We start from the raw sequence: 20,761 nt of genomic DNA, 5'->3' as shown, positions 1-20,761 counted from the left end.
TGCGCCCACTCACGCCGCCTCGCCGAGAACCATCCACAGGTTCTGATCATTGCTCACTGCGCGCCCTGATGGTGGCTACCGGACAGCGGCAAGCACTCTCCTTCGTGCGACCGCGTTAGACGCATTGAGCGCTCTCCTGCTGCGGCAGAGCTGGAAGTCCGTGACCATGTCCGAGGTCGCGAAGGAAGCCGGTTTGTCTCGACAGACCATCTATAACGAGTTCGGGTCCCGGCGCGGTGTGGCGGAGAGCTACGCGATACGACTGACCGATCAGCTGGTCAGTGTGGTGGACGATGGACTCTACACTTGCGTTGGTGATATCAGATTGGCGCTCGGCCGAGGTTTGGCTGCGTTTTTCGCCGTCTCCGAACGTGACCCATTGGTCAGATCGCTACGAGAAGAAGACGCATCCGCAGACCTCCTGCGGCTCATTACTGTTCACAGCACCCAGCTTGTCGAGCGAGCCGCAGATCACCTCTCTGCCACATTTCAGCGATGCTGGGTGCAAGCCCCGAAACGCCAAGCCGATATCCTGAGCACGTCCATCGTTCAGATGGCCTTGGCGTATGTCTCACGGCCCCCGACTGACGCAGCCCAGACCGCCACCGATATCGCAGACCTACTCGCTCCGTACATCGAGGGGTTCCAAGATTTTCAAGCCAATCCAGAGTTGAGCAAGACGACTCGATTCGGTCGACCGTAGCGACAGCGGTGTAGCGCCGCTAGCGTCGGTGTCACGCAATATTCCCATTCTCAAGAGAAACGAACTTCCGGACAAGAATCCGTCCAGCTTGCCACCACCTCAGTTCCTGGCGTGATCGACGAAAGTGTCGTCGCAAACGTGGGTGACGGCTATGTTCGGTGGAGTCATAAACTTGTGAATTCGGGTCAAAGGAATCACCGTGAAGCTGAGCGATGAGGGTTTGCCACCGCTTGCGTTCGTGCAGCTGCTCGAACGCCGCGCACTCGACCCTGGCGCCGCCGCGCGCCTTCGCGCGATCATGCACCGCGAAGGAACCAGTGAAGCGACGCTCATTCAGCATGACGTCCAGGCACCGATACGGTGGTTTCGGGAGGTCTATCCCGAACTCGATATCGCCCAGGCCACTCGACTCGGATTTGCGTTTGCCGAGCAGGCCCAGTTGACATCGTTCGGGCCCCTGAGTTCACCTTTGATCAGCGCTGGTTCGGTCGCCGAGATCGTCGATCTCCTAACATACCTGCCATTGATCTCCACGGCGTTGAAATCGCAGTTCCACACTGGCGACTACGGTCTGATCGTCGGGCTCACTGCGCACACAGGCGATTCCGCACTGGACTGCTTGGTCATCACCTACGGTGGGTCGGCGTTATTACGACTGCTGGACATGCTCGCCGGTGACATATCGCCGGTGACACTCCATCTGAGCTGGCCGGAGCCGACCGAGGTGAGCCACGACAAAGGTCCGGGGGCGAATCGCCGGTTCTTCGACGCTCCGATTTCCTTCGTCCACGTACCCGAGGACACACTAAACAAGGCTTGTCGGTTCTCGGACCCTCTCGCATATCGACTCGCTATCGCTGATCTGCAGCGAACACTCGCCCATCGGAGTGGGTCCATGCCATCCGCCGAGAAGGTGAGGCAACTGTTGGAAAAGGACCTCGGACAGCGAACCAACCATGATGTTGCACAAGCTTTGTCGATGTCCAGCAGCACGTTGAAGCGGCGGCTTGCCGAAGAAGGGACCACTTATAGCAAGTTGCGCCAATCGCTGCTGTACGAACGCGCGATGCTACGGCTCCTCGACCGCTCGGTTTCGGTCAGCGAGATCGCTTCTGAACTCGGATACAGCGACCTCGCCAACTTCTCTCATGCCTTCAAACGCTGGACCGGGCGCTCTCCGAAAGACTTCCGAAACCCACGACTCTCGGACGACCCGGATTCGACGTAGACCACACAGACGGGGTCAGATCGATGCCTCCGTTCGCGGCCTGGTCGATCTTCATCGCGGAGATTTCGGAGACGTCACCGCCACCCTGCCGTGAGAAGAAGAGTTTGTGCAAACCCGAGTACGAACCACTTGTCACTCGACGGTGTCGGCCGGTACGCGTGTGGTCTCCGATTCGAGAAAGTCGACGAGTGCTTCCAACAGGCTGTCCGCGCGCGTTTCGACATCGGCCAGAACGGAGTCCACGTCGTCGAGAAGACCGTGGGCGTGTCTACGCGCAAGCGTTCCGCGTTCGCAGTAGCCGGGGTCGAGTAGGACCCGCGGTACTGGATCCGGTGCCGCGATCTGCTCCGGCTGTTGTGACCGCGCAGTGGGCTGCAGGTGGGTGGGTGCCCGTCCGTCCAGGTGCATTCGCACGATGCCCGCGACCGCACGGGCGGTCAGCGGGGTCGCAGCCAACGGGGTGTGGCCCCACCGGTCGATAGGAGTCGACAGCGGCTGTTTCCCGGCCGGGTCGAAATACCGGTCGTATCCGCCGAGCCCGGCGCCGCCGTCCACGGCATCGAGAGCGTCGGCGATCATTCGAGTGCTCGGATACCGGGTCCGATGGCCGAGCACCTCACACCAGCGCTGGTACACCATCCGCGGCGAGATGCCCGTCCCCGCCAGCGCGAGGGAGGTGAGGGTATGAACGCCGCGGCCTGTCTCGACGCGAAGGGCGTCGAGACCCGCATCGGCGGTGACATCGCACGCCCGCAGGGCCGCGATGTGCGTGTACGGCAGACCTGTCGTAGCGAGCGTGAGGATCAGTGCGTCTCTGCGTGCGAACAACGCTGACGGCCAACCGTATTCGGGAAGCCGCGCGATGATTCCGCCGATCACGGCTGCCACCTCTTGCAGGCGCGACGTGCGGGCACCATCCAGCGCAGCCCGGACGGTCTCAGCGCGCCCGGGAGGAGGTAATAGATGCCGATGATGAGCGGTGTCGATCACCGCGATCCGACGGCGTTGGGTCGTCGGCGCGGCGGGGTGCGCGTGAAGGAACCGAGCAAGTGACTCCGGAGAGGCCGCCAGTGAGGGTTCGCCATGGGCGGTGCACCAGTCCTCGAACAGTGACCACGTGTGCCGATCCCGCCTCGGTATCGACGTGTTCGTGATGTCCGCTGGTCGTATCGGACAAGGGCGGTCGTCGTGGTCAGCATCTGCCCCGGTCGTCCCGTCGCCGGTCACGGGCTCGGTCGGGTGCCTGGTCATAGGCCGAGCTCGGTAACGGCGTTGCCGACCAGTGGCGCATTCTCGTGAGCGTATGTTTCGACCATTGCGGGTTGTGGTGTACCCGGTTTGGTGCATGATGGCGCGTACGTCTGCACCGTTACGGAAGGCTTGGGTGACGAATCCGGCACGCAGTGAAGCCCGCCCAGTTGGGCGACGGTGGCGGTATCGTAGCCAGCGCGACGCCGGATTGCCGCATGTACCGTAGCCCCGGACAGGGCTGTGTCGGAGAGATTTTCTCGTATGGCAAATAGGTCTCGCCCGCAAATAAGTCTCGACCTTCGAACTCGTTCCGTGAACCAGCATCAGCAGGAGCGCACGAGCAGGCGGGTCGAACCTCGTGTGCCAGCGCTCCGTCCAGTAAGCCGACGGCAGGGTGGAGTGGCCTTCGTGCGATTTCATTCTCCAAGACCGTGTCAGGGCACGGTCGGGCGTACGGCCACACCTCGCCGACACGTCTCGAGGCCGCGCAAGTATCCTCTTTCAACACCCGGGACCGTGTAGTAAGTAGGCCCGTGATCCATCAAATTCGCCCGAATCTGGTTCATCGCGCGGGCACGCGGTGCTAGCGCCGCCGTACGCACGGGAAGGATACCACGAAATGACGTACGGACCCTTGTCCCGGTGAATCCCGTCGATTGACGATGCCAACCCGCCGAAGACATAAGGATGCACAGACCGAATGACTTTTTGCCCTGCTCACAAAGGCCTCGTGGGGCCGAACCTAGTGGCACTGATAGACCGCTAGCACGCCCCACGCTAAGGACAACCACCTCGGACGAAACCCCACCAGCACACCCCAAAGGATCGGTCGAGGCGAATTCTGCCGTGATGCCGGGTGGCGCGCTCGGGCCAAAGGTGGCGCTCAAGGACCGCGCGGTGATGTACACCACACCGGCACAGTAGACGTGTCGGAGGTTACTGATGAATGGAGAATATGGATGAAAACTAAGGCTGCGGTCCTGTGGGGACTCGGCGAGAAATGGCAGGTCGATGAACTCGATCTCGACGATCCCAAGCCAGGCGAGGTGATGGTCAAGCTCACAGCCAGCGGCTTATGCCACTCAGACGAGCATCTGGTCACGGGCGATATTCCGATTCCCTTCCCCGTCGTCGGCGGTCATGAGGGCGCAGGGATTATCCACAAGGTGGGAGCCGGCGTCACCGAAGTCGAAGAGGGCGATCCCGTCGTCCTTTCCTTCCTGCCAGCTTGCGGACGATGCAGCTACTGCGCCCGAGGCATGACGAACTTGTGCGACATGGGCGCCTCCATCGTTCTGGGGCCACAGCTTGACGGCACTTACCGATTCCACGGACGCGGTGAAGACATCGGGCAGATGTGTGTGCTCGGCACATTCAGCGAGTACACCGTGGTCCCCGTGGCCAGCGTCGTGAAGATCGATCAAGGCTTCCCCCTCGACCGCGCTGCCTTAGTCGGCTGTGGCGTGACGACGGGCTTCGGTTCAGCGGTTCGCACTGGCGAGCTGCGCGCAGGCGACACCGCGGTGGTCATCGGAGTGGGGGGGATCGGCAGTAACGCAGTGCAGGGCGCGCGGATTGCCGGTTGCCGCTACGTGATTGCTATCGATCCGGTCGCATTCAAACGTGAGAAGGCACTTGAGTTCGGTGCAACGCATGCCTTCGCCACCGTTGACGAGGCATGGCCGGTGGTCGCGGACCTCACCCGCGGGCAACTGGCAGATGCATGCATCATCACCACTGGTGTAGCCGAAGGTTCCTACATTCTCCCTGCCCTTTCGTTGGTCGGAAAGCGTGGCCGAGTGGTCGTCACTGCCATTGGCCATCCGGACGAAGAATCGTTTTCCGGGTCACTATTCGAACTCACCCTGTACGAGAAGTCGATCAAGGGATCCCTCTTCGGCTCGTCCAACCCCCAGATGGATATTCCTCGCCTCCTTGAGCTCTACAACCTTGGTCAACTCAAACTCGACGAGCTCATTACCAAGGAGTATGCACTCGAGGACATCAATGAGGGCTACGAAGACATGCGTCAAGGACACAACATCCGCGGGCTAATCCGCTTCTAAACCCTGGGCTGACAGAGAGATCAGAAGAATGGCTAGCACGGAATATTCAGTCGATGTCGACCTGCTCATTGTAGGCGCCGGTCCGGTAGGTCTGTACGGCGCCTACTACGCAGGCTTCCGCGGACTGTCGGTCGCCGTCATCGACGCACTACCCAACCCGGGTGGACAGATCACGGCGATGTACCCGGAGAAGCTGATCTTCGACATCGCCGGATTCCCATCAGTAAAGGGACAAAAGCTGATCGACGGACTTCTTCAGCAGGGCGCACCGTTTCAATCGACATATCTGTTGGGGCAGCAGGCGGTTAGTCTCGACCCAGTTGGAGACCGGTGGAAGATTGCAACCAGTACAGGCTTGCAGATTCTGGCTTCGGCTGTTGTCATTACCGCCGGGGTGGGGTCCGTGTCGCCTCGACCTCTGCCCTGCGGCGAAGAGTTTGTGGGCAAGGGTGTGCAATATTTCGTCCCCCGGCTCGACGTGCTTGAAGGGCAAGACGTGCTCGTGGTCGGGGGCGGCGACTCAGCGGTTGACTGGGCGCTGGCTTCTGTTGAGCGTGCCCGATCGACAACCCTGGTGCATCGCCGCAAGCAATTCCGCGCCCACGCACACAGCGTCAAACTGTTGCAGGAATCGTCATGCCGCCAGCTCGTCGATGCCGAAATCATCTCACTGAACGGAAATGGCAGCGTCGACTCCGCCATCGTCAACGTCAAAGCCTCTACCGAGCCGGTCACGGTTCCCTGCACGCTGGTCGTCGCGGCCCTCGGATTCACGATGCAACTCGGTCCGCTCGCGAACTGGGGACTCGAACTTGAGAATCGGTCGATCCTGGTCGATACCACAATGAGGACCAATCGAAACCGCGTCTTTGCTGCCGGTGATATCGCCACATATCCAGGAAAAGTGAAACTTATCGCGGTCGGTTTCGGGGAGGTCGCCTCTGCGGTGAACAACGCCGCGGCCATCCTTCAGCCCGAAGTCGGTCTTGCACCCGGACATTCCAGCGACAATGCGCCGGTATTCGCAGCCATCAGCTAGAAACCCGGATCGGAAAGGAGCATCGTCATGGGCTTCGTCATCGGCGAAAATTGTATTGACATCATGGACAAATCCTGCATGGAGGAATGTCCGGTCGACTGCATCTACGAGGGCGGGCGGATGGCGTACATCAACCCAACCGAGTGCATCGACTGTGGCGCGTGCGAAATCGTGTGCCCGGTAGAGGCGATCAAACCCATGCAACGTCTGGCCGACAAGTGGAAGCCCTTCAAAGAAGCGGCTGCCAACATTTTCGAGACCATTGGGAATCCCGGCGGCTCAACCACAGTCGAGGAAGCACTTGAGGATCCGGAATTCGTCAAGAACTTTGTCAAAGACGACTAACCCGGCGAGTCACGCCACCGACACGCTATATGCATCAGTCGTCGCGGAACGCGCGGCGACATCACCGAAAAAACTGTTAGGAGCAGAGTATGGAGCGCTCGATCACACACAACGGTCGGACCGGTTTCGGCAGCCTTACCCCAGGTGGCCTGAAACTCGACAACTTCCCGATGAAACTTTTCACCAAGGGTAATGGGAAGGTCTGGAATCCGGCGGCCATCGACTTCACCCAGGATGCGGTGGATTTTGCCGCAATGAGCGCGGACGAACAGCGATTGACCATGGTGCTGGCGTCTCAATTCATCGGCGGCGAGGAATCGGTGACTCAGGACCTGCAGCCGTTCGCGGCGGCAATGGCTGCAGAGGGGCGCCTCGGTGACGAACTGTACCTGACACAGTTTATCTACGAGGAAGCTAAGCACACCGAGGGTTTCCGGCGCTTCTTCAATGCCATTGGCCACGAGAATACAGATCTGCACCAGTACGTCGAGTACAGCGACGCGTACAAGCAGATTTTCTTGGACGAATTGCCCAGTGCTCTATACACCCTGACCGAGGACCCATCCCCGGCGAACCAAATACGGGCGAGCGTGACGTACAACCACGTCGTTGAGGGTTGCATCGCTCTGACAGGCTATTTTGCGTGGGCCAAGATGTGTCAACGACGGGGGATCTTGCCCGGTATGCAAAAGCTCGTCAAACACATCGGTGACGACGAGCGCAGGCACATGGCGTGGGGAACATTCACGTGCCGCCGTCACATTGCAGCTGACGATCGTAACTGGGACGCTGTCAGTGACCGCATGCAGGAACTGCTCAATCCTGCGTTGAACCTAATCGTCAATCTCTTCAGCGAGTACGAGGATCGCGGAATTCCGTTCGGCATCACGATCGACGAGATGACCGACTACGCACTCGACAAGGTCAACCGTCGACTCGAATCGATGGAGAGTGCTCGCGGTCTAGATCCCGCGGGTATCGATCTCGACTACTCCCCCGCCGATTTGGAAGAACGCTTCCATATCCAGGATCAGAAGGCAATCGCTGACGCCATCGCACAGGACAAGAAACTGGTCGGCAGCTAGGCTATTTAGACCTTGGGGGGCTGGTCTCGACCAGCCCCCCAAGTCCCTTCAATCGCCGCCCCGTTAAGCCTGGATACACCGATCCAAATAGTGGCCGAACGCAAGTCGTAATGCGAAAAGCCTTGCCGTAGTGAATGAACAAGATTTCCTGAAGATCACATTCGGACGCAGCGAAGAGCACCTCGCAGATGCAACTATCTCAACCCCGACCATCGCAACTTCCAGATTCGACGACCCGAATCTTGTTTCCACCGTATGGCTGGGCCCCAGTGGTCGCGTTGGCCGAGCGACCCGGACTGCTCACCTGTCCGTACCGACTGATGCAGGCGCCAATGCCGGCCGAAGATTGATCACTCGGCGGCGCTCACGTCGACGGCACAGCTAGGCTAGCATGTTGCCATGGCGATCCTCCGCCACGGAGCAATGAAATCGCTATTCGACCACCCTTAGGCACCTTCGACGTCGGGTTCGTGCCTGCGCAAATTCGCCTTCGGGCACGCGCGCCAACTCGACGCCGTGGCGTCACGGTTTCTCTGCGGACTCGCTGAAATCGCCCTGACTGCCGGCGACGGCGGTCGGGTGCTAATCGACATCAACGACTCGATCATCGAAGTCCACGGCCACAGTTCAACAAGGACGCCCACACCGCGCCAACGATTGTCAGACAGACGGCTGAGGAAAGGTTCGTGCGGTTCCTCCCGAGAAACGGCCCGAAGGATCGCCGACAATGGCGCTGATCCCCAAAGGATATCGAAGCCATTACGCGCAAACTCCGCGTTTTCCGGATATCCCACTATCGGTGCGGCAGTTCGGGGAGGCTCTGTCAACGACGGGTTGGAATTGGTTCTGGCCCACTTTCCGTGACGGCTCCACCTTCACGCCGCGTGTCGTTCCGATATGACGTGGACCGTGTGGGAGATGATCGTTCTGATGTCCTGAGAACTGGTGTGACCTGCGTGCATTTCTTCCGCATCTGGCGGGTGTCGACATCGATTCGGTCGATGTGACCGCAGGCGGAGTCCGTATTCGGGCGTCACCGTTGTCGACGTTGGCGAGCTGCCCGACGTGCGGTGTTTCCTCGAAACGAGTGCACAGTCGGTACGAACGAATGCTCGCCGATACGGCTATAGCTGGCCGATCGAGTTACGTTGTCTTGCAGGTACGTCGACCTATGTGCTCGAACACCGGCTGTGACCGACGCACATTTGTCGAGCAGATCGACGGACTGACCAAGGCTTACGCACGGACCACTCCGCTGCTACGCGGAACCCTCGAGAAGATCGCATTTGGCATCTGCGCTGGGCATATATGTCGGACGCTCTACCCTGTTGCGCCTGGTCCGAGCGCTACCTGATCCGCCCACGACCACTGTCGAAGTGCTCGGTGTCGATGATTTCAAGCTGGGAAGGCGACATCGGTACGGCACAGTTCTGATCGATATGGACACTCACCGGCCCGTCGATGTTCTCTTACCAACCGGAAAGCCGAAACAGTCACCAAAATGGCTCACCGAACATCCGGGAACACAGGTGATCTGTCGTGATAGCGCTGGCGCGTATGCCGAAGCCGCCCGTGCCGGAGCGCCCGAGGCGATCGAAGTCGCCGACCGCCGGCACCTATGGCACAACCTCGCCGAAGCTGTGAGGAAAACCGTTGCAGCCCATCATAATTGCCTGAAGAATCCTGAGTTCGAGCCTGAACCTTCGATCGAACGCACCGCGTCGAAACAACTGAAGCAGGTCGCCGAGCAGGTACACACCACCCGTCCGGAGAGTTCAATGCTCGTCATCCGCACGAAGAATCGTTTCCAGGCGGTCGAGACTCTCAAGAACGAAGGCATGGGAATCCGAACTATCGCACGGCAACTCGAACTGGCACGGGAGACCGTTCGTCGTTTCTACTACGCGAACAGTGTCGATGAGTTGTTGGGGCATCGCGAGCCGGCCTGCCAACTATGTTGGACGAGTTCGCCGAATATCTTCACGAGCGTTTCAACGACGGCCATGCCTACGCTGCTGCACTTTACGAAGAACTTCAAGAATTGGGATATCGCGGCAGCTATACAGCTCCGTTCTGGATTACCTTCGCCCGTTTCGCAGGATAGGGGCAGCTCCACCGTCCACACCGAAAGGTGCCGAAAGTGCGGCGGATCACCTCGTGGATGCCGCGGCATCCCGACAACCTCACCGACGATGGGCAGATCAGGCTCAAGCAGGTTCTCGCCAGCTGCCGGCACCTCGAAGCAACTGCAGGCCATGTCAAGTCGTTTGCAGGGATGCTCACCGGACGCCTTGGCAAACAATTGAACCTGTGGATGTCGGCCGTTTCGGCTGATGATCTGCCGAACTTGCATCGGTTCGCTCGAACGAGGCCAAGCCGATACGTCGGCTTTGTGGGTCGGGCGACGTCAGGCAAAGGGTCGTCCGTTGCGCTACCCAGCTTTCGAGGCGTCGTTTCGGGCCACTGCGACTCGGCTCGGTGTTCATGCGACATCGCACATGTTTCGGCATACGGTGGCTCAGTTGCTGGTCGACACGGCGGGACTGCATGTGGCACAACAAATCCTCGGACATCGGAATGTGTCCACCACTGCCGATGTGTATGCCTATGTCGATGAGAAAGCTATGTTGAAGGCGCTCGTGGAAAGTCGCTCGCCGTCAGCGGAGCGCGCACCTGACTGTTGTGGAAGGAATCCGGACGTCGGTATGCGCGACTACGCCCCGGAGACAATTGCGGCATTGGACGATCTGGGAGGGTGCCGGTGAACGCGGTCAGCCTTCAGATCGATCGGGACCTGCGCAAAGAGCCATTCGAACCCGATCGGGTGATGGCTGCCGTCAGGGAAATGGTGCGCACCTGGGACTGCGGACCGCGGCGCCGACAGCACGTCATATCGGATACGGCGGCGATACTTACGAACACTCCTGCGCAAGAGGGTATTTCGTTGCAGCAGTGGTGGCTGATAGCCGAGGAACGGTGCACCGTCTCGGAGGGGCGGGCATTGGTGCTCGGCCGTTTCGTTCAGCCGACATGACCGTTCATCACATCCGCCCGGATTCCGCAGAACAAGGCACGAGCCATCGGTGAACCCGCCGGACGAATCGCTGCCCGCGAACTCGAAGTAGAATGACTCCGCAAGGCACTACGACGAGCCGAAGAACTCAACGACGACGTCGCCACCGCCCTCGAATCCTTCAGCTGACCAACACAGCATCAAACTCTTGAGACAAGACCTCGTCGATGATCAGTTTGTAGCGGCGAATCTTCTTCAGTTCCGCTTCGATCCGGCCTGCATGGTGTACGGCACCGAGACGAGCAATCCAGTTCGATGCCGTGTCGAAGAGGACGGAGTAGCCGGCGTGGGCCGCTTTTGCGCCGAGTCCGATTGCTATGTGTGTTTTGCCGATGCCGGGCGGGCCGAGCAGGATCACGTTCTCTGCCTTCGCCACGAATGTTTCGGTGGCCAAGGGCGCCAACACCTCACGACGTAGCGATGGCAGGCGGTCGAGGTTGAAGTCCTCGAGTGTTTTCACCGCCGGAAAGTGCGCAGTGCGGATCCGCATGATGGCACCCTTGGATTCGCGCTCAGCGACCTGCTGTTAAAAACAGCGCTGCAAGGTATTCCTCGTGTGGGACCAGTTCTCATCCCGCCCCTGGGCTGCGAGATCTTCCCAGGTTGCTCCGGTCGTCCGCGTTTTCAGTACCCGGGTGAGGTGGGCGATCATCGACGGCAACCCATCGGATGATCCTGCCGGCTTCGTTGGCGTTGTGGTCTTCGAACTGGTAAAGGTAGCCACTTACGTTCTCGCTTTCGTTGTGGGAATGCAGAAATCGACCCTGAAAAGGGCGTCATAGTCAGGCAGAGCACGCAAGGCGGCCCGGTGCCCGTCGAGATGGTGGCGGTCGGCGTCATGGTGACGTCGCTGGTCGGCGGTGAACTGTTGCCGCAACTGCGCGGCCGCCTGGACGTGAGCCGGATCGGTAACCACGGCATGTTCGCCCAGGATCGTCGGTAAGAGCCGACGACCTGTCCCTCGCAGGTGACCACCACCTCGTTCGGGTGATGCGGCGACGTCGACGAACCTGCCGATCACTCGTGGGTCGACGGAGTAGTCTACTGCATCCATCCTGATGTAATAGTCACGGGCCAACTGGATTCGGTGGTGCAGTCCGATCGGCGGGTTCACCGGCGGCGGTGGAAGCATCGCCGAATAGTCCGTGTCGAGCAGGTCGATCGCGCGGCCCCCGATCGAGCGAACCATCCGAGAGTTGGCGCGTAGGAACCAGTCGCCGAGTTAGTCGTTGAAGTCCTCGGGGGAAGCGAACCGGCGGCCAGGCGGAAACGAGGTCTCGAGGTAGCCGTTGTGCCGTTCGACTAAGCCCTTGTACTCGGGGTCCCGCGGTGGAGCGAGTTTGATCTGCGTGGCCAATGTTCCCGCGAACGCCACCGCTGGAGTGATCACCCTTCCAGTGCCACCGATCGCCGAATCTCTATCCCACAGCAGTGTTTTGGTCACTCGACCGATCTTCGCGACCGAGGTCCACATTCCCGAGAGAATACCCCCGCCCTGCCTCGAAGGAATCATCGATGCGGTCGTGAACCGTGAGAACGCAAATGTCATCACCCGCACAAGGCAGGATTCGTTCTTGCCCGGCTGCGACCGGGATTCTCGTCTCTGGGAACCAGAGATCGTATTGGGTGAGTTGACCAGGCTCCTAAGTGATTCGGTCGGCGGAGTCGATTCCCTGGTACTCCGGCCGGATCTGTCCCACCCGATCATTGAGTGTGGTCAGCGAATGTTCCCAGCCGATCCGTTCGGCGATCACCGTCGCGGGCATCCGCGGATACTCGGACAGCAGTTGCCTGATCTGTGGCTCGACTCCATCGGCGAGTGAGCCGCGTCCCCCGACCCGGCTCTGGCCCTGCGCGCGTAACGCAGTGCGCCCGGCGTCCCAGGCGATGCCCATCCGTCGTGCGATTTCCTTGATCGGTGTTTCTTCGCCGCGCTGCAGACGACGAATTTCTGCCCAATCCTCCACTGATATCACCCTCCTAGCATCGGAGACGGTCAATCCCAATCCGTCGCTAACCCCAACGGTTCAACGTGTGGCGCTCCACGCATTCTTCACCCCCACCGACCTCGCAGACATCGACACTTGTTGCGGCCGATGGAATCCATCGCCGGCATACGATCATCGAGCAAGTGCATGCGGATCTGGAGAACTCCGTGCTCGCACACAAAGCCCACAGTGCGTTTTGCGCGAATGCCGACTGGCTCGTCTGCGCTGGAATGGCCTTCAACCGCACGCACACTGCAGCGACACTAACCGGTGACTCCGCACTGGCGAAAAGCGAGCGCCGGCGCCATCCGCCGGACGGTGATCTCGGTCCCCCAACGGATCGCCTAACTCCGTCCAAAAACTGACCTTGCACCTCCCGCCGGGCTGGCCGTGGGAGAAACCGTGGACAACGTTGTTCGAGAGCATGTTCTACCGCCCCGATCATCGCCTGACCGGGTCCGACTCTTGCGCGCCCACGTTGTGAAGATCCAGTAGGACGACCCGACAGCTGAGGTCGGCTGATCGACCACGCTCACAGCTCACCCGATGGCGCGCAAGATAATTCACAACGACGAATCATTACCTCGGTGCATCCAGGAATCGGCGTCGAGTAGCCCATAGCGACCCGCCATGGCCGCTGCTTCGATACGATTTCGCGCCCCTACCCGTTGAATAAGTGATGCGACCATCCTCTTGGCTGTTCTTTCGCTGACATGCACTCGCTCAGCGATTTCCGTTGTCTCCAGACCATGAGCGAGCAGGCTCCACAGTTTCACTTGTTGTGGACCGAGCTTGTCTAGGAGATCATTCTCGGGCTTGCGACTACTTCTGAGTATTTTCTCAAGCACGCCCGCCTCGACGACTTTCATTCCGGCCGCAAGGGCGAGTAGCGGGGCCACGAGCGCGTCCGCGTCGGACGACTTCGCCATGAACCCGTCCGCACCGCTCCGCAATGCACGTTCGGCCAAGGCGAGGTCCTCAGTGCCCGAAAGTGCCAAGATCCGCGTCGTAGGATAGGCGGCACGGACTGCTGCGATGGCCTCCAATCCGCCTCGTGGTGGCAGAGTCAGGTCAATCGTCACGATGTCCGCTCGGTTCTTCCCGACCAGTGCGACTGCCTCATCGCCGTTCGTCGTGGTGCCAGCAACATCGAAAAGGTGGTCAGCCCTGACACCTAACAACAGTTCGAGCCCCTGAGTGAAGAGCGCATGGTCGTCCACGATAACTACGACGAGTGGGGTACCAGACATAGATTGTAGTGTGACATGCCCGACAAGTACGCGATGCTATGCGGGCTCTCACCTAGAGAATCTGAAGGGATCGACTCAGCGCAGCCTTGAGGAGCAACGATCATGTTCAGAGGGTATGACCCTATCGCGGGAGCTGCGATAAAGCCTGTTCATTGGAAGGAACCCGAGCGAGTAATCGCGGTGCTGCGAGTTCTCGTCATCGGCAGCATCACCGTGGTCGTAGCTTTCGGAACACCGATAAACCGTACATACCTGCCGATAGCGGTGCTCGGTCTCGGGTTCGCCTTCACGTATGCCAGTTACATTTTGATTGCCGATCTGCAGGGCCTGCGCCAACTACCCCAGGATGTGGTCGCGGCCCTCGACGGGGTGGCGTCGGTGACATTGGCGGCCGCAACTGGTGGAGCAATGAGCCACCTTGTCGCAGTTCTGCCTTTGGCGATCGTCGCGATCGCGATACGCCAGGGGATTCGGCACGCCATTGCCGGCGCCGCGTGCGTGGGTGCACTATTTGCCGTGGTTGCACTCGCCATACCGCTGCCTAGTGCGTCGATGGCGTACCGCATAGAGACGGCATGGTGGTGGTGCGGTTACCTAATTATGTTCGCAGTCTTGACCGGCACCCTACGGAGCCTCCTCGATCGTGAACATGACCGAGCGGTCCAGGCGAGGGCCGAGGCGCTCTCGGAGCATCTGACAATTGTCGAGGAACGCGATCTCCGAGCCAGACTGCTCGAAGCCCAAGCGATGCGAGATGATGGGCTGAGGATCGTACTGCACGAATTCCGCACGCCGATATCGTCATTGAGTTCGTTGGCTAACTCCCTCGCCACCCCGGGCCGGTTTGACACCCAGGCCCAGGAAAGGGCCATCAGTCTGATTGCAGCACATAGCCGGCACCTCACCGACATGCTCGACAGTTTGGCCGATGTGGCGTTGAGTACGGGCGATCCCACCGGCGTCGCCCGCGTGCGGCGCATCGCATTGGACGAGCTTGCCCACGGGTCGCTCGCAGCGGCTGGCATCTCGCGCGCGAACAGCAAAATCACCATCACACCGCCCGGTGCCGTGGTCCACTGCGATGCCCACCGACTACAACGTGTCATGACGAATCTTCTCGAGAATGCGCGACGATACGGTGCGGACCATCCCGTGGAACTGTCCCTGATCTGCACCCCATCGTCCCTGAAGGTCGAAATCGGCGACCGCGGACCGGGTTTGACCGATGACGAGGCCACCCTGGTTACCCGCAAGTTCGTTAGCCTCGGCGAGCGCAGAGGCACGGCGGGGCTCGGTTTGTGGATCGTCGCGGAAATATCGAGCGCGATGGGCGGTACCTTTGTCTTGGTACCGCGCCCGGGGGGAGGACTGATCGCCCGAGTCGTCATCCCACTGGACAGCCCTCCGGAGATCTCAGCACGCGTCGACCCACGCTGACGCGACTCCCGCACGCCGTAAGTGCAGGAAACGGTCCCAGTCTCAAGCCACGATTCCAACTGGTCAAACAGCACCGGCCTGCCTGACTCGCCTGCCTGCACCGCTCACCACCTTACGGAGAGCTTCTGCCCAGTCGATGCCGTCAATCCGGGTCCTGGTCACATATAGCTTTGCCCGTGAAAGCTGGCACCACCCCGCGACCAGAAAGCCTGTCACTGCGGATATTTCATCCCGATGCACCAAAACCAGCCCCTTTGCAACGCACTTTTCTCAAGCCTCGCACCGGCCCCGGATTGCCCGCAGTGACGGGATCCGCAGCGGTAGTCCTCTCGTGCATTATGGGCACCTCCCGCCCGTCCGCCAACTACCCGCTCGTCGGAAGCTTCGGGCCTTTCATCGCGGCCGCCGACGGCCCGCTCGGGCCATCCATGGCCCGTATGACCCGCGCAAAGACGTGACCTGGATCACCAGACTTGACCCCTAGTGCGCCGAAGTCCGGCGTCCATAAGCAGGAGATTCGATGACCACGATCATCCCTGAAGGCACGGCACCGTCCTTGGATGGTGCCGAGGAGAGTATCTTCATAGCGGGACAGCGCCGCCCAGCGTTGAGCGGCAACACTTTGGATACTGTCGACCCAGGAAACGGGAAGGTCCTGACCCGGATCGCGCTGGGCACCGGCGATGATGTCGACGCCGCTGTGCGCTCGGCCCATTCCGCCCAGACCGAATGGGGTGCGCTTAAGCCCACTGCACGTAGTCGTGCGCTTGCGGAGCTTGCGCACCTCGTCGAGCAAAACGCTGAGGAGCTTGCCACACTCGAAACCCTCGACAACGGTAAGCCCCTCACAGAGTCCCTCTTCCTTGACCTGAGCATCGCAACGGAAGTCTGGCGTTACTACTCGGGTAGTCCATCCCGGTTGACCGGCGATGTTTTGCCGGTGTCGCCACTGGTGGGCGAGGCCCTGACGTATACTCGGCGGCAACCACTCGGTGTCGTCGCGGCCATCGTCCCGTGGAACTTCCCGCTCCTTATCGCCAGCTGGAAGATTGCGCCCGCTCTGGCCGCTGGTAATGCCGTCGTCGTCAAGCCGAGCGAGATGACCTCGTTGACGACGGTGCGGCTCGCAGAATTGGCGATCGAGGCAGGGCTACCTCCTGGCTTGTTCAACGTCGTAACCGGCTTGGGTCACGAAGCGGGACAAGCACTCGTAGAACATCCCGGTGTAAACAAGATTACGTTCACCGGGTCGACTGAGACGGGTCGGCGCATCGTTGCCGCCAGTGCCCGCAACCTTGCGAAGGTGACGCTCGAACTCGGTGGCAAGTCCGCCAACATCGTCTTCGCGGACGCAGACCTCGATGCAGTGGTCGAGGGTGTCCTGACTGCCATCTTCGTAAATCAAGGACAGGTCTGTTGCGCTGGTAGCCGCCTGTTCGTGCACCGCAGCATTCATGACGAGGTGGTTGCCAGACTGGTAGAGGCGACACAGAGAATCGTGACCGGTCACGGCCTCGACGATGGCACGCAGATGGGACCATTGATCTCGGCAAATCAGCTCGACCGGGTCGAAGGTTTTGTTCAGGCCGCACTCGCGGAAGGAGCGGTCCTGCAAACCGGCGGCAACCGCTGCTCGGACTCCGCCGGCTACTTCCTCGAGCCCACGATCTTCACCGGCGTGACCGACCACATGCGTATCGCCCGCGAGGAAGTGTTCGGCCCGGTTCTGTCGGTCCTTGCATTCGATGACGAAGCCGAGGCAATCGCCCGGGCGAACTCGAGTGAATACGGACTCGCAGCCGGCGTGTGGACCCGTGATGTCTCACGCGCACACCGGGTTGCGCACGCACTCGACGCAGGGACGGTGTGGGTCAACATGTACAACATGCTGGACCCAACCTCGCCTTTCGGTGGCTTCAAAAATTCCGGGTATGGACGTGACCTCGGCGAGGAAGCGCTTCTCGGCAATACCCAGACCAAGTCGGTCTGGATAAATCTCGACTAAGGAGAAACACAAATGGGCATCTTCAAGAACGCCGACGATGTGTACAAGTATGTCGGCGGTGTATTCAATCAGGGAGTTTCGGATCCCGAATTGGGACCGAAGTTTGCGGAGTCGGGTGTGACTCTTCGGATTACGTACACCGACCCTGATTCGGTGATCACGGTCGACTTTCCAAACGGTAAAGTTTACACCGGAGTGGATGTCGGGCCCGACCCGAACGTCGAACTGTTCATGTCGGCCGACAGCGGAAACAAGTTCTGGCTCGGCAACCTCAATCTCCCCGTCGCCATGGCGAAGGGCACGGTGCGTGCCAAGGGGCCAGTGCCGAAGCTTCTCAAGATCATCCCTACAGCGAAGACACTGTTTACCCCGTACCGAAACATGCTTGCCGTCGACGAGCGGACTGATCTGCTGAACGCCTAGCCGTGTATGGGAGCGTGGTGCGTCAATTTCACCGCGCCGCGCTCCCGTCGACAAGTCCCCCTTTTTTCTGAAACCTGGAGACCCCGTGCTTAGTACGATGCAAAACTCCCCACTGCTGGTCCGCGAGATACTGCTACACGGGCAGCGCATATACGGGAACTCCACTGTCGTGACCTACGAGCCGGATTCCTGCCGTCGCACCACATTTGACGAAGTAGCCCGCCGTGCCGAACGCCTCGCCAGCGGGCTGACCGAAATCGGAGTTTCTCCAGGCGACCGGGTCGCCACGCTTCTGTGGAATACGCAGGAACATCTTGAGTGCTACCTCGCGATCCCCTCGATGGGTGCCGTCCTCCACACCCTCAACCTGCGACTGACCCCAGAGCAGTTGTCGTTCGTGATTAACCATGCTCAAGACAAAGTCATCATCGCCGACAGGACTACTCTTCCGCTACTGGCCCGAGTACTCGACCAGCTCACGACCGTCGAGCATGTAATCGTCGTCGGCGACACCGACCAGCTACCCAACAACCGATACTTTCACTACGAGGACCTCCTGACAGTGTCCCGCGCACCATACGTGTGGCCGGATCTGGATGAATCGCAGGCCGCGGCAATGTGTTATACAAGCGGCACGACGGGCGACCCGAAGGGTGTCGTCTACAGTCACCGCTCGACGTACCTACACTCCATGGCATCTGCCGCAGGGAACGTCTTCGGTCTCACCGAGCACGACATCGTGCTTCCAGTAGTACCGATGTTCCATGCGAATGCGTGGGGATTGGCCTACACATCATGGCTTTCCGGGTCCGATATGCTCTTACCTGGCCGCTATCTCCAGGCCGATCACCTGGCAAAGATGATCGAGTCCGAGCGACCCACCCTCGCCGGCGCCGTACCGACAATCTGGAACGATCTCCTCAGCTACGCCCGAACACACAGCACAGATCTGAGCAGTCTACGACTCGTCGCGTGTGGAGGATCCGCGGTTCCACGCTCTCTCATCGAGGGCTACGACTCCGATTTCGGTGTCCGCATCATTCAGGCCTGGGGAATGACCGAGACCAGCCCGCTCGCAGCGATAGCTCTGCCACCGAAGGGAAGCGCGCCGGAAGACGAAATGTACTGGCGATCCAAGACTGGCCGAGTGACCGCGGGCGTTGAAGCGCGTCTGGTAGACGACTCCGGCAACGAGGCGCCCTGGGACGGAAAGTCGATCGGCGAGATCCAGGTGCGAGGGCCATGGATTACCGCGGCATACTACGGAGTCGACGCAGCCGACAAGTTCGCGGACGGATGGCTGCGCACCGGCGACGTCGCCCATATTGACCCCCGCGGATACATCCAGATCACCGACCGAACGAAGGACGTCATCAAGTCCGGCGGCGAGTGGATCAGTTCGGTCGACCTCGAAAACGCCCTGATGGGACATCCGGAGGTCTTCGAAGCAGCCGTTATCGCCGTACCCGACGCCAAGTGGGAAGAGCGGCCGCTTGGCTGCGTTGTGCGCACCCCGGGCTCGACGATCGGCACCGATGAACTGCGCACATTCCTGAACGCACAGGTCGCACGGTGGTGGATTCCCGAACGCTGGGCATTTCTCGAGGCGGTGCCCAAAACCAGCGTCGGAAAGTTCGACAAAAAGGCGCTGCGCGCGCTGTACGCCCGAGGTGACATGGAAGAGCAACTCTCGACCCGCACAGCGCAGCTCAGTCATGATTCACCCAACGCCGACGGTACTCGGAGCCTCCGGCAGGGATCCCTCGGATAGCACGATCGGACCGTCACAAGTGGTGACGGCTTTCATTGGGTCACCGGGCTGTGCCGGGGTTCCCACAGTCGCGGGAACCCCGGCACAGCCCCTCTTCACCGTCGGTGTGGACCGCACCCCACTGGTACCGAGCGCCGAAAAGGGGCCCATCCCAGTCAAACCCGGCCGGAGGCGTCTCTGTCGACGCGAATCGAACGCTGCGGCATCCGTCGACACACTCATACACAGGCACTCATCATCGCGGAGGACTACGTGCAACTGCTGGACAGATCCCGATCGGCGGGCGAGAGTGGCGCGAAGGCTTTGGCCGCCTTACGCGTGGCACCCCGTGCGGTCGGTGCTTTCTACGCCACGTCCCTTGAGACGTTTCGCTTCATGTTTCGTCGCCCCTTTCATCTGCGCGAATTTCTCCTGCAGGCGTGGTTCATCGCCAGTGTGTCGATCATGCCGACTCTGTTGATGGCGATCCCCTTCTGCATGATGTTCGTCTATCAGATCAACATCCTGCTGGCAGAGATCGGTGCCGTGGACCTCAGCGGTGCGGGTGCCGGTGTAGCCATCGTTCGCGAAATCGGGCCAATCGTCACAGTCCTGGTCGTCGCGGGCGCCGGATCGACCGCGATCTGCGCGGATCTCGGCTCTCGGACGATCCGCGAGGAAATCGATGCGATGAAGGTCCTCGGGATTGATCCCATTCACCGGCTTTGTGTTCCGCGAGTGTTGGCCTCCATGGTCATCGCGATGTTCCTCAACGGCCTGGTCTCGTCCGTCGGTCTGGTGGGAGGTTATATCGCCACCGTGTACATGCAGGGCGCGTCGCCCGGTCAGTACGTCACCTCGATCTCCATTCTGACCGGTCTCGGGGACTTCTTCGTCGCCGAAATCAAGGCCGCGGTGTTCGGGATGCTCGCCGGACTGGTCGCATGCCACCTCGGCTTGAACGTACGAGGAGGACCGAAGGGCGTCGGTGACGCCGTCAACCAGACAGTGGTCTTCAGCTTCCTGCTGCTGTTCCTGGCGAACTCGGTGATCACGACTTTGGCCTTGCACTGAACACGTTTGGACAACTGACAGAAACCGAACGACAAGAATGACGG

The 20,761-nt window shown here is 60.4% G+C and carries 18 protein-coding genes and 4 pseudogenes; 17 read left to right on the top strand and 5 right to left on the bottom strand.

Annotated features, from left to right (window positions below; all coding sequences use genetic code 11):
* Positions 1-49: 49 nt before the first annotated feature.
* Both ACKAMS_RS31410 and ACKAMS_RS31405 read left to right on the top strand, forming a co-directional pair.
* On the top strand, positions 50-703 hold the full coding sequence (locus ACKAMS_RS31410; RefSeq protein ID WP_042920075.1) for a TetR family transcriptional regulator: 654 nt from the start codon (positions 50-52) through the stop codon (positions 701-703).
* Positions 704-902: 199 nt separating this feature from the next.
* Positions 903-1,931 (top strand): AraC family transcriptional regulator, encoded by a 1,029-nt coding sequence (locus tag ACKAMS_RS31405; RefSeq protein WP_051649474.1) that lies wholly within the window; start codon positions 903-905, stop codon positions 1,929-1,931.
* 132 nt (positions 1,932-2,063) lie between these two features.
* On the opposite strand, the gene ACKAMS_RS31400 is transcribed toward ACKAMS_RS31405, so the two are convergent.
* Both ACKAMS_RS31400 and ACKAMS_RS31395 read right to left on the bottom strand, forming a co-directional pair.
* The gene (locus tag ACKAMS_RS31400) at positions 2,064-3,182 is read right to left on the bottom strand and encodes a hypothetical protein (RefSeq protein ID WP_051649475.1); all 1,119 of its coding nucleotides are present in this window, start codon (positions 3,180-3,182) and stop codon (positions 2,064-2,066) included.
* Positions 3,179-3,454, bottom strand: a pseudogene (locus ACKAMS_RS31395) (tyrosine-type recombinase/integrase); the annotation flags it as partial. The pseudogene ACKAMS_RS31395 and the gene ACKAMS_RS31400, both read right to left, overlap by 4 nt.
* A gap of 687 nt (positions 3,455-4,141) precedes the next feature.
* Between ACKAMS_RS31395 and ACKAMS_RS31390 the strand changes: the two are divergent.
* The 8 genes from ACKAMS_RS31390 (at position 4,142) to ACKAMS_RS31355 (ending at position 10,751) form a co-directional block, all read left to right on the top strand.
* Complete coding sequence (locus tag ACKAMS_RS31390; protein WP_042920077.1) at positions 4,142-5,248, top strand: NDMA-dependent alcohol dehydrogenase; 1,107 nt, start codon at positions 4,142-4,144, stop codon at positions 5,246-5,248.
* A 28-nt stretch (positions 5,249-5,276) separates the two neighbouring features.
* Entirely contained in the window at positions 5,277-6,287 is a 1,011-nt protein-coding gene (locus tag ACKAMS_RS31385; RefSeq protein ID WP_042920079.1) for an NAD(P)/FAD-dependent oxidoreductase, read from the top strand.
* 27 nt (positions 6,288-6,314) lie between these two features.
* The gene (gene fdxA, locus ACKAMS_RS31380) at positions 6,315-6,632 is read left to right on the top strand and encodes a ferredoxin (protein WP_042920082.1); all 318 of its coding nucleotides are present in this window, start codon (positions 6,315-6,317) and stop codon (positions 6,630-6,632) included.
* 89 nt (positions 6,633-6,721) lie between these two features.
* Positions 6,722-7,717: a R2-like ligand-binding oxidase gene (locus ACKAMS_RS31375; RefSeq protein WP_042920084.1), complete on the top strand. Its 996-nt coding sequence runs from the start codon at positions 6,722-6,724 to the stop codon at positions 7,715-7,717.
* 1,003 nt (positions 7,718-8,720) lie between these two features.
* On the top strand, positions 8,721-9,071 hold the full coding sequence (locus ACKAMS_RS31370) for a transposase family protein (RefSeq protein ID WP_074447157.1): 351 nt from the start codon (positions 8,721-8,723) through the stop codon (positions 9,069-9,071).
* Entirely contained in the window at positions 9,004-10,023 is a 1,020-nt protein-coding gene (locus tag ACKAMS_RS31365; protein ID WP_081558937.1) for a transposase, read from the top strand. The genes ACKAMS_RS31370 and ACKAMS_RS31365 overlap by 68 nt, the downstream gene beginning before the upstream one ends.
* A 27-nt stretch (positions 10,024-10,050) precedes the next feature.
* Entirely contained in the window at positions 10,051-10,482 is a 432-nt protein-coding gene (locus tag ACKAMS_RS31360) for a tyrosine-type recombinase/integrase (RefSeq protein ID WP_051649477.1), read from the top strand.
* Positions 10,479-10,751 carry a hypothetical protein gene (locus tag ACKAMS_RS31355; protein ID WP_058228369.1) on the top strand — a complete coding sequence of 91 codons (273 nt, stop codon included), beginning with the start codon at positions 10,479-10,481 and terminating at the stop codon, positions 10,749-10,751. Before ACKAMS_RS31360 ends, ACKAMS_RS31355 begins: the two co-directional genes overlap by 4 nt.
* A 160-nt stretch (positions 10,752-10,911) precedes the next feature.
* On the opposite strand, the pseudogene ACKAMS_RS31350 reads toward ACKAMS_RS31355, so the two are convergent.
* Positions 10,912-11,298, bottom strand: a pseudogene (locus tag ACKAMS_RS31350) (ATP-binding protein); the annotation flags it as partial.
* Between the two features lie 216 nt (positions 11,299-11,514).
* Positions 11,515-12,766, bottom strand: a pseudogene (locus ACKAMS_RS31345) (Mu transposase domain-containing protein).
* A gap of 67 nt (positions 12,767-12,833) precedes the next feature.
* On the opposite strand from ACKAMS_RS31345, the pseudogene ACKAMS_RS31340 reads away from it, so the two are divergent.
* Positions 12,834-13,262: pseudogene (locus ACKAMS_RS31340) on the top strand (IS1380 family transposase); the annotation flags it as partial.
* A gap of 79 nt (positions 13,263-13,341) precedes the next feature.
* Here the strand turns inward: ACKAMS_RS31340 and ACKAMS_RS31335 are convergent.
* Positions 13,342-14,028 (bottom strand): response regulator transcription factor, encoded by a 687-nt coding sequence (locus ACKAMS_RS31335; RefSeq protein WP_058228370.1) that lies wholly within the window; start codon positions 14,026-14,028, stop codon positions 13,342-13,344.
* A 102-nt stretch (positions 14,029-14,130) separates the two neighbouring features.
* Here ACKAMS_RS31335 and ACKAMS_RS31330 point away from each other — a divergent pair, with 102 nt between their 5' ends.
* The 6 genes from ACKAMS_RS31330 to ACKAMS_RS31305 all read left to right on the top strand — a co-directional run bounded on the left by ACKAMS_RS31330 (position 14,131) and on the right by ACKAMS_RS31305 (position 20,717).
* Positions 14,131-15,465, top strand: a complete 1,335-nt coding sequence (locus ACKAMS_RS31330; RefSeq protein WP_051649478.1) for a sensor histidine kinase KdpD — start codon at positions 14,131-14,133, stop codon at positions 15,463-15,465.
* A 302-nt stretch (positions 15,466-15,767) separates the two neighbouring features.
* On the top strand, positions 15,768-15,923 hold the full coding sequence (locus ACKAMS_RS31325; RefSeq protein ID WP_156519336.1) for a hypothetical protein: 156 nt from the start codon (positions 15,768-15,770) through the stop codon (positions 15,921-15,923).
* Between the two features lie 62 nt (positions 15,924-15,985).
* Entirely contained in the window at positions 15,986-17,470 is a 1,485-nt protein-coding gene (locus ACKAMS_RS31320; protein WP_042920093.1) for an aldehyde dehydrogenase, read from the top strand.
* 12 nt (positions 17,471-17,482) lie between these two features.
* Complete coding sequence (locus ACKAMS_RS31315) at positions 17,483-17,893, top strand: sterol carrier protein (protein WP_042920096.1); 411 nt, start codon at positions 17,483-17,485, stop codon at positions 17,891-17,893.
* Positions 17,894-17,990: 97 nt separating this feature from the next.
* Entirely contained in the window at positions 17,991-19,664 is a 1,674-nt protein-coding gene (locus tag ACKAMS_RS31310) for a long-chain fatty acid--CoA ligase (protein WP_064113462.1), read from the top strand.
* 375 nt (positions 19,665-20,039) lie between these two features.
* Positions 20,040-20,717, top strand: a complete 678-nt coding sequence (locus tag ACKAMS_RS31305) for an ABC transporter permease (RefSeq protein ID WP_231915856.1) — start codon at positions 20,040-20,042, stop codon at positions 20,715-20,717.
* The last annotated feature ends 44 nt before the right edge of the window (positions 20,718-20,761 follow it).

This window comes from Rhodococcus sp. 5A-K4, assembly GCF_046097995.1.
GTDB classification, from domain to species: domain Bacteria; phylum Actinomycetota; class Actinomycetes; order Mycobacteriales; family Mycobacteriaceae; genus Rhodococcus_F; species Rhodococcus_F erythropolis.
Note: the sequence above shows the minus strand (reverse complement) of the source record. Positions and strands in the feature narration are given on the sequence as shown.

Excerpts from the sequence above, each read along its gene's own strand:
- ACKAMS_RS31360 (WP_051649477.1), top strand. The coding sequence starts at position 10,051 with ATGATCTGCCGAACTTGCATCGGTTCGCTCGAACGAGGCCAAGCCGAT.
- ACKAMS_RS31310 (WP_064113462.1), top strand. The coding sequence starts at position 17,991 with ATGCAAAACTCCCCACTGCTGGTCCGCGAGATACTGCTACACGGGCAG.
- ACKAMS_RS31305 (WP_231915856.1), top strand. The coding sequence starts at position 20,040 with ATGTTTCGTCGCCCCTTTCATCTGCGCGAATTTCTCCTGCAGGCGTGG.
- ACKAMS_RS31335 (WP_058228370.1), bottom strand. The coding sequence starts at position 14,028 with ATGTCTGGTACCCCACTCGTCGTAGTTATCGTGGACGACCATGCGCTC.
- ACKAMS_RS31400 (WP_051649475.1), bottom strand. The coding sequence starts at position 3,182 with ATGACCAGGCACCCGACCGAGCCCGTGACCGGCGACGGGACGACCGGG.
- fdxA (WP_042920082.1), top strand. The coding sequence starts at position 6,315 with ATGGGCTTCGTCATCGGCGAAAATTGTATTGACATCATGGACAAATCC.
- ACKAMS_RS31320 (WP_042920093.1), top strand. The coding sequence starts at position 15,986 with ATGACCACGATCATCCCTGAAGGCACGGCACCGTCCTTGGATGGTGCC.
- ACKAMS_RS31375 (WP_042920084.1), top strand. The coding sequence starts at position 6,722 with ATGGAGCGCTCGATCACACACAACGGTCGGACCGGTTTCGGCAGCCTT.
- ACKAMS_RS31330 (WP_051649478.1), top strand. The coding sequence starts at position 14,131 with ATGTTCAGAGGGTATGACCCTATCGCGGGAGCTGCGATAAAGCCTGTT.
- ACKAMS_RS31390 (WP_042920077.1), top strand. The coding sequence starts at position 4,142 with ATGAAAACTAAGGCTGCGGTCCTGTGGGGACTCGGCGAGAAATGGCAG.
- ACKAMS_RS31385 (WP_042920079.1), top strand. The coding sequence starts at position 5,277 with ATGGCTAGCACGGAATATTCAGTCGATGTCGACCTGCTCATTGTAGGC.
- ACKAMS_RS31315 (WP_042920096.1), top strand. The coding sequence starts at position 17,483 with ATGGGCATCTTCAAGAACGCCGACGATGTGTACAAGTATGTCGGCGGT.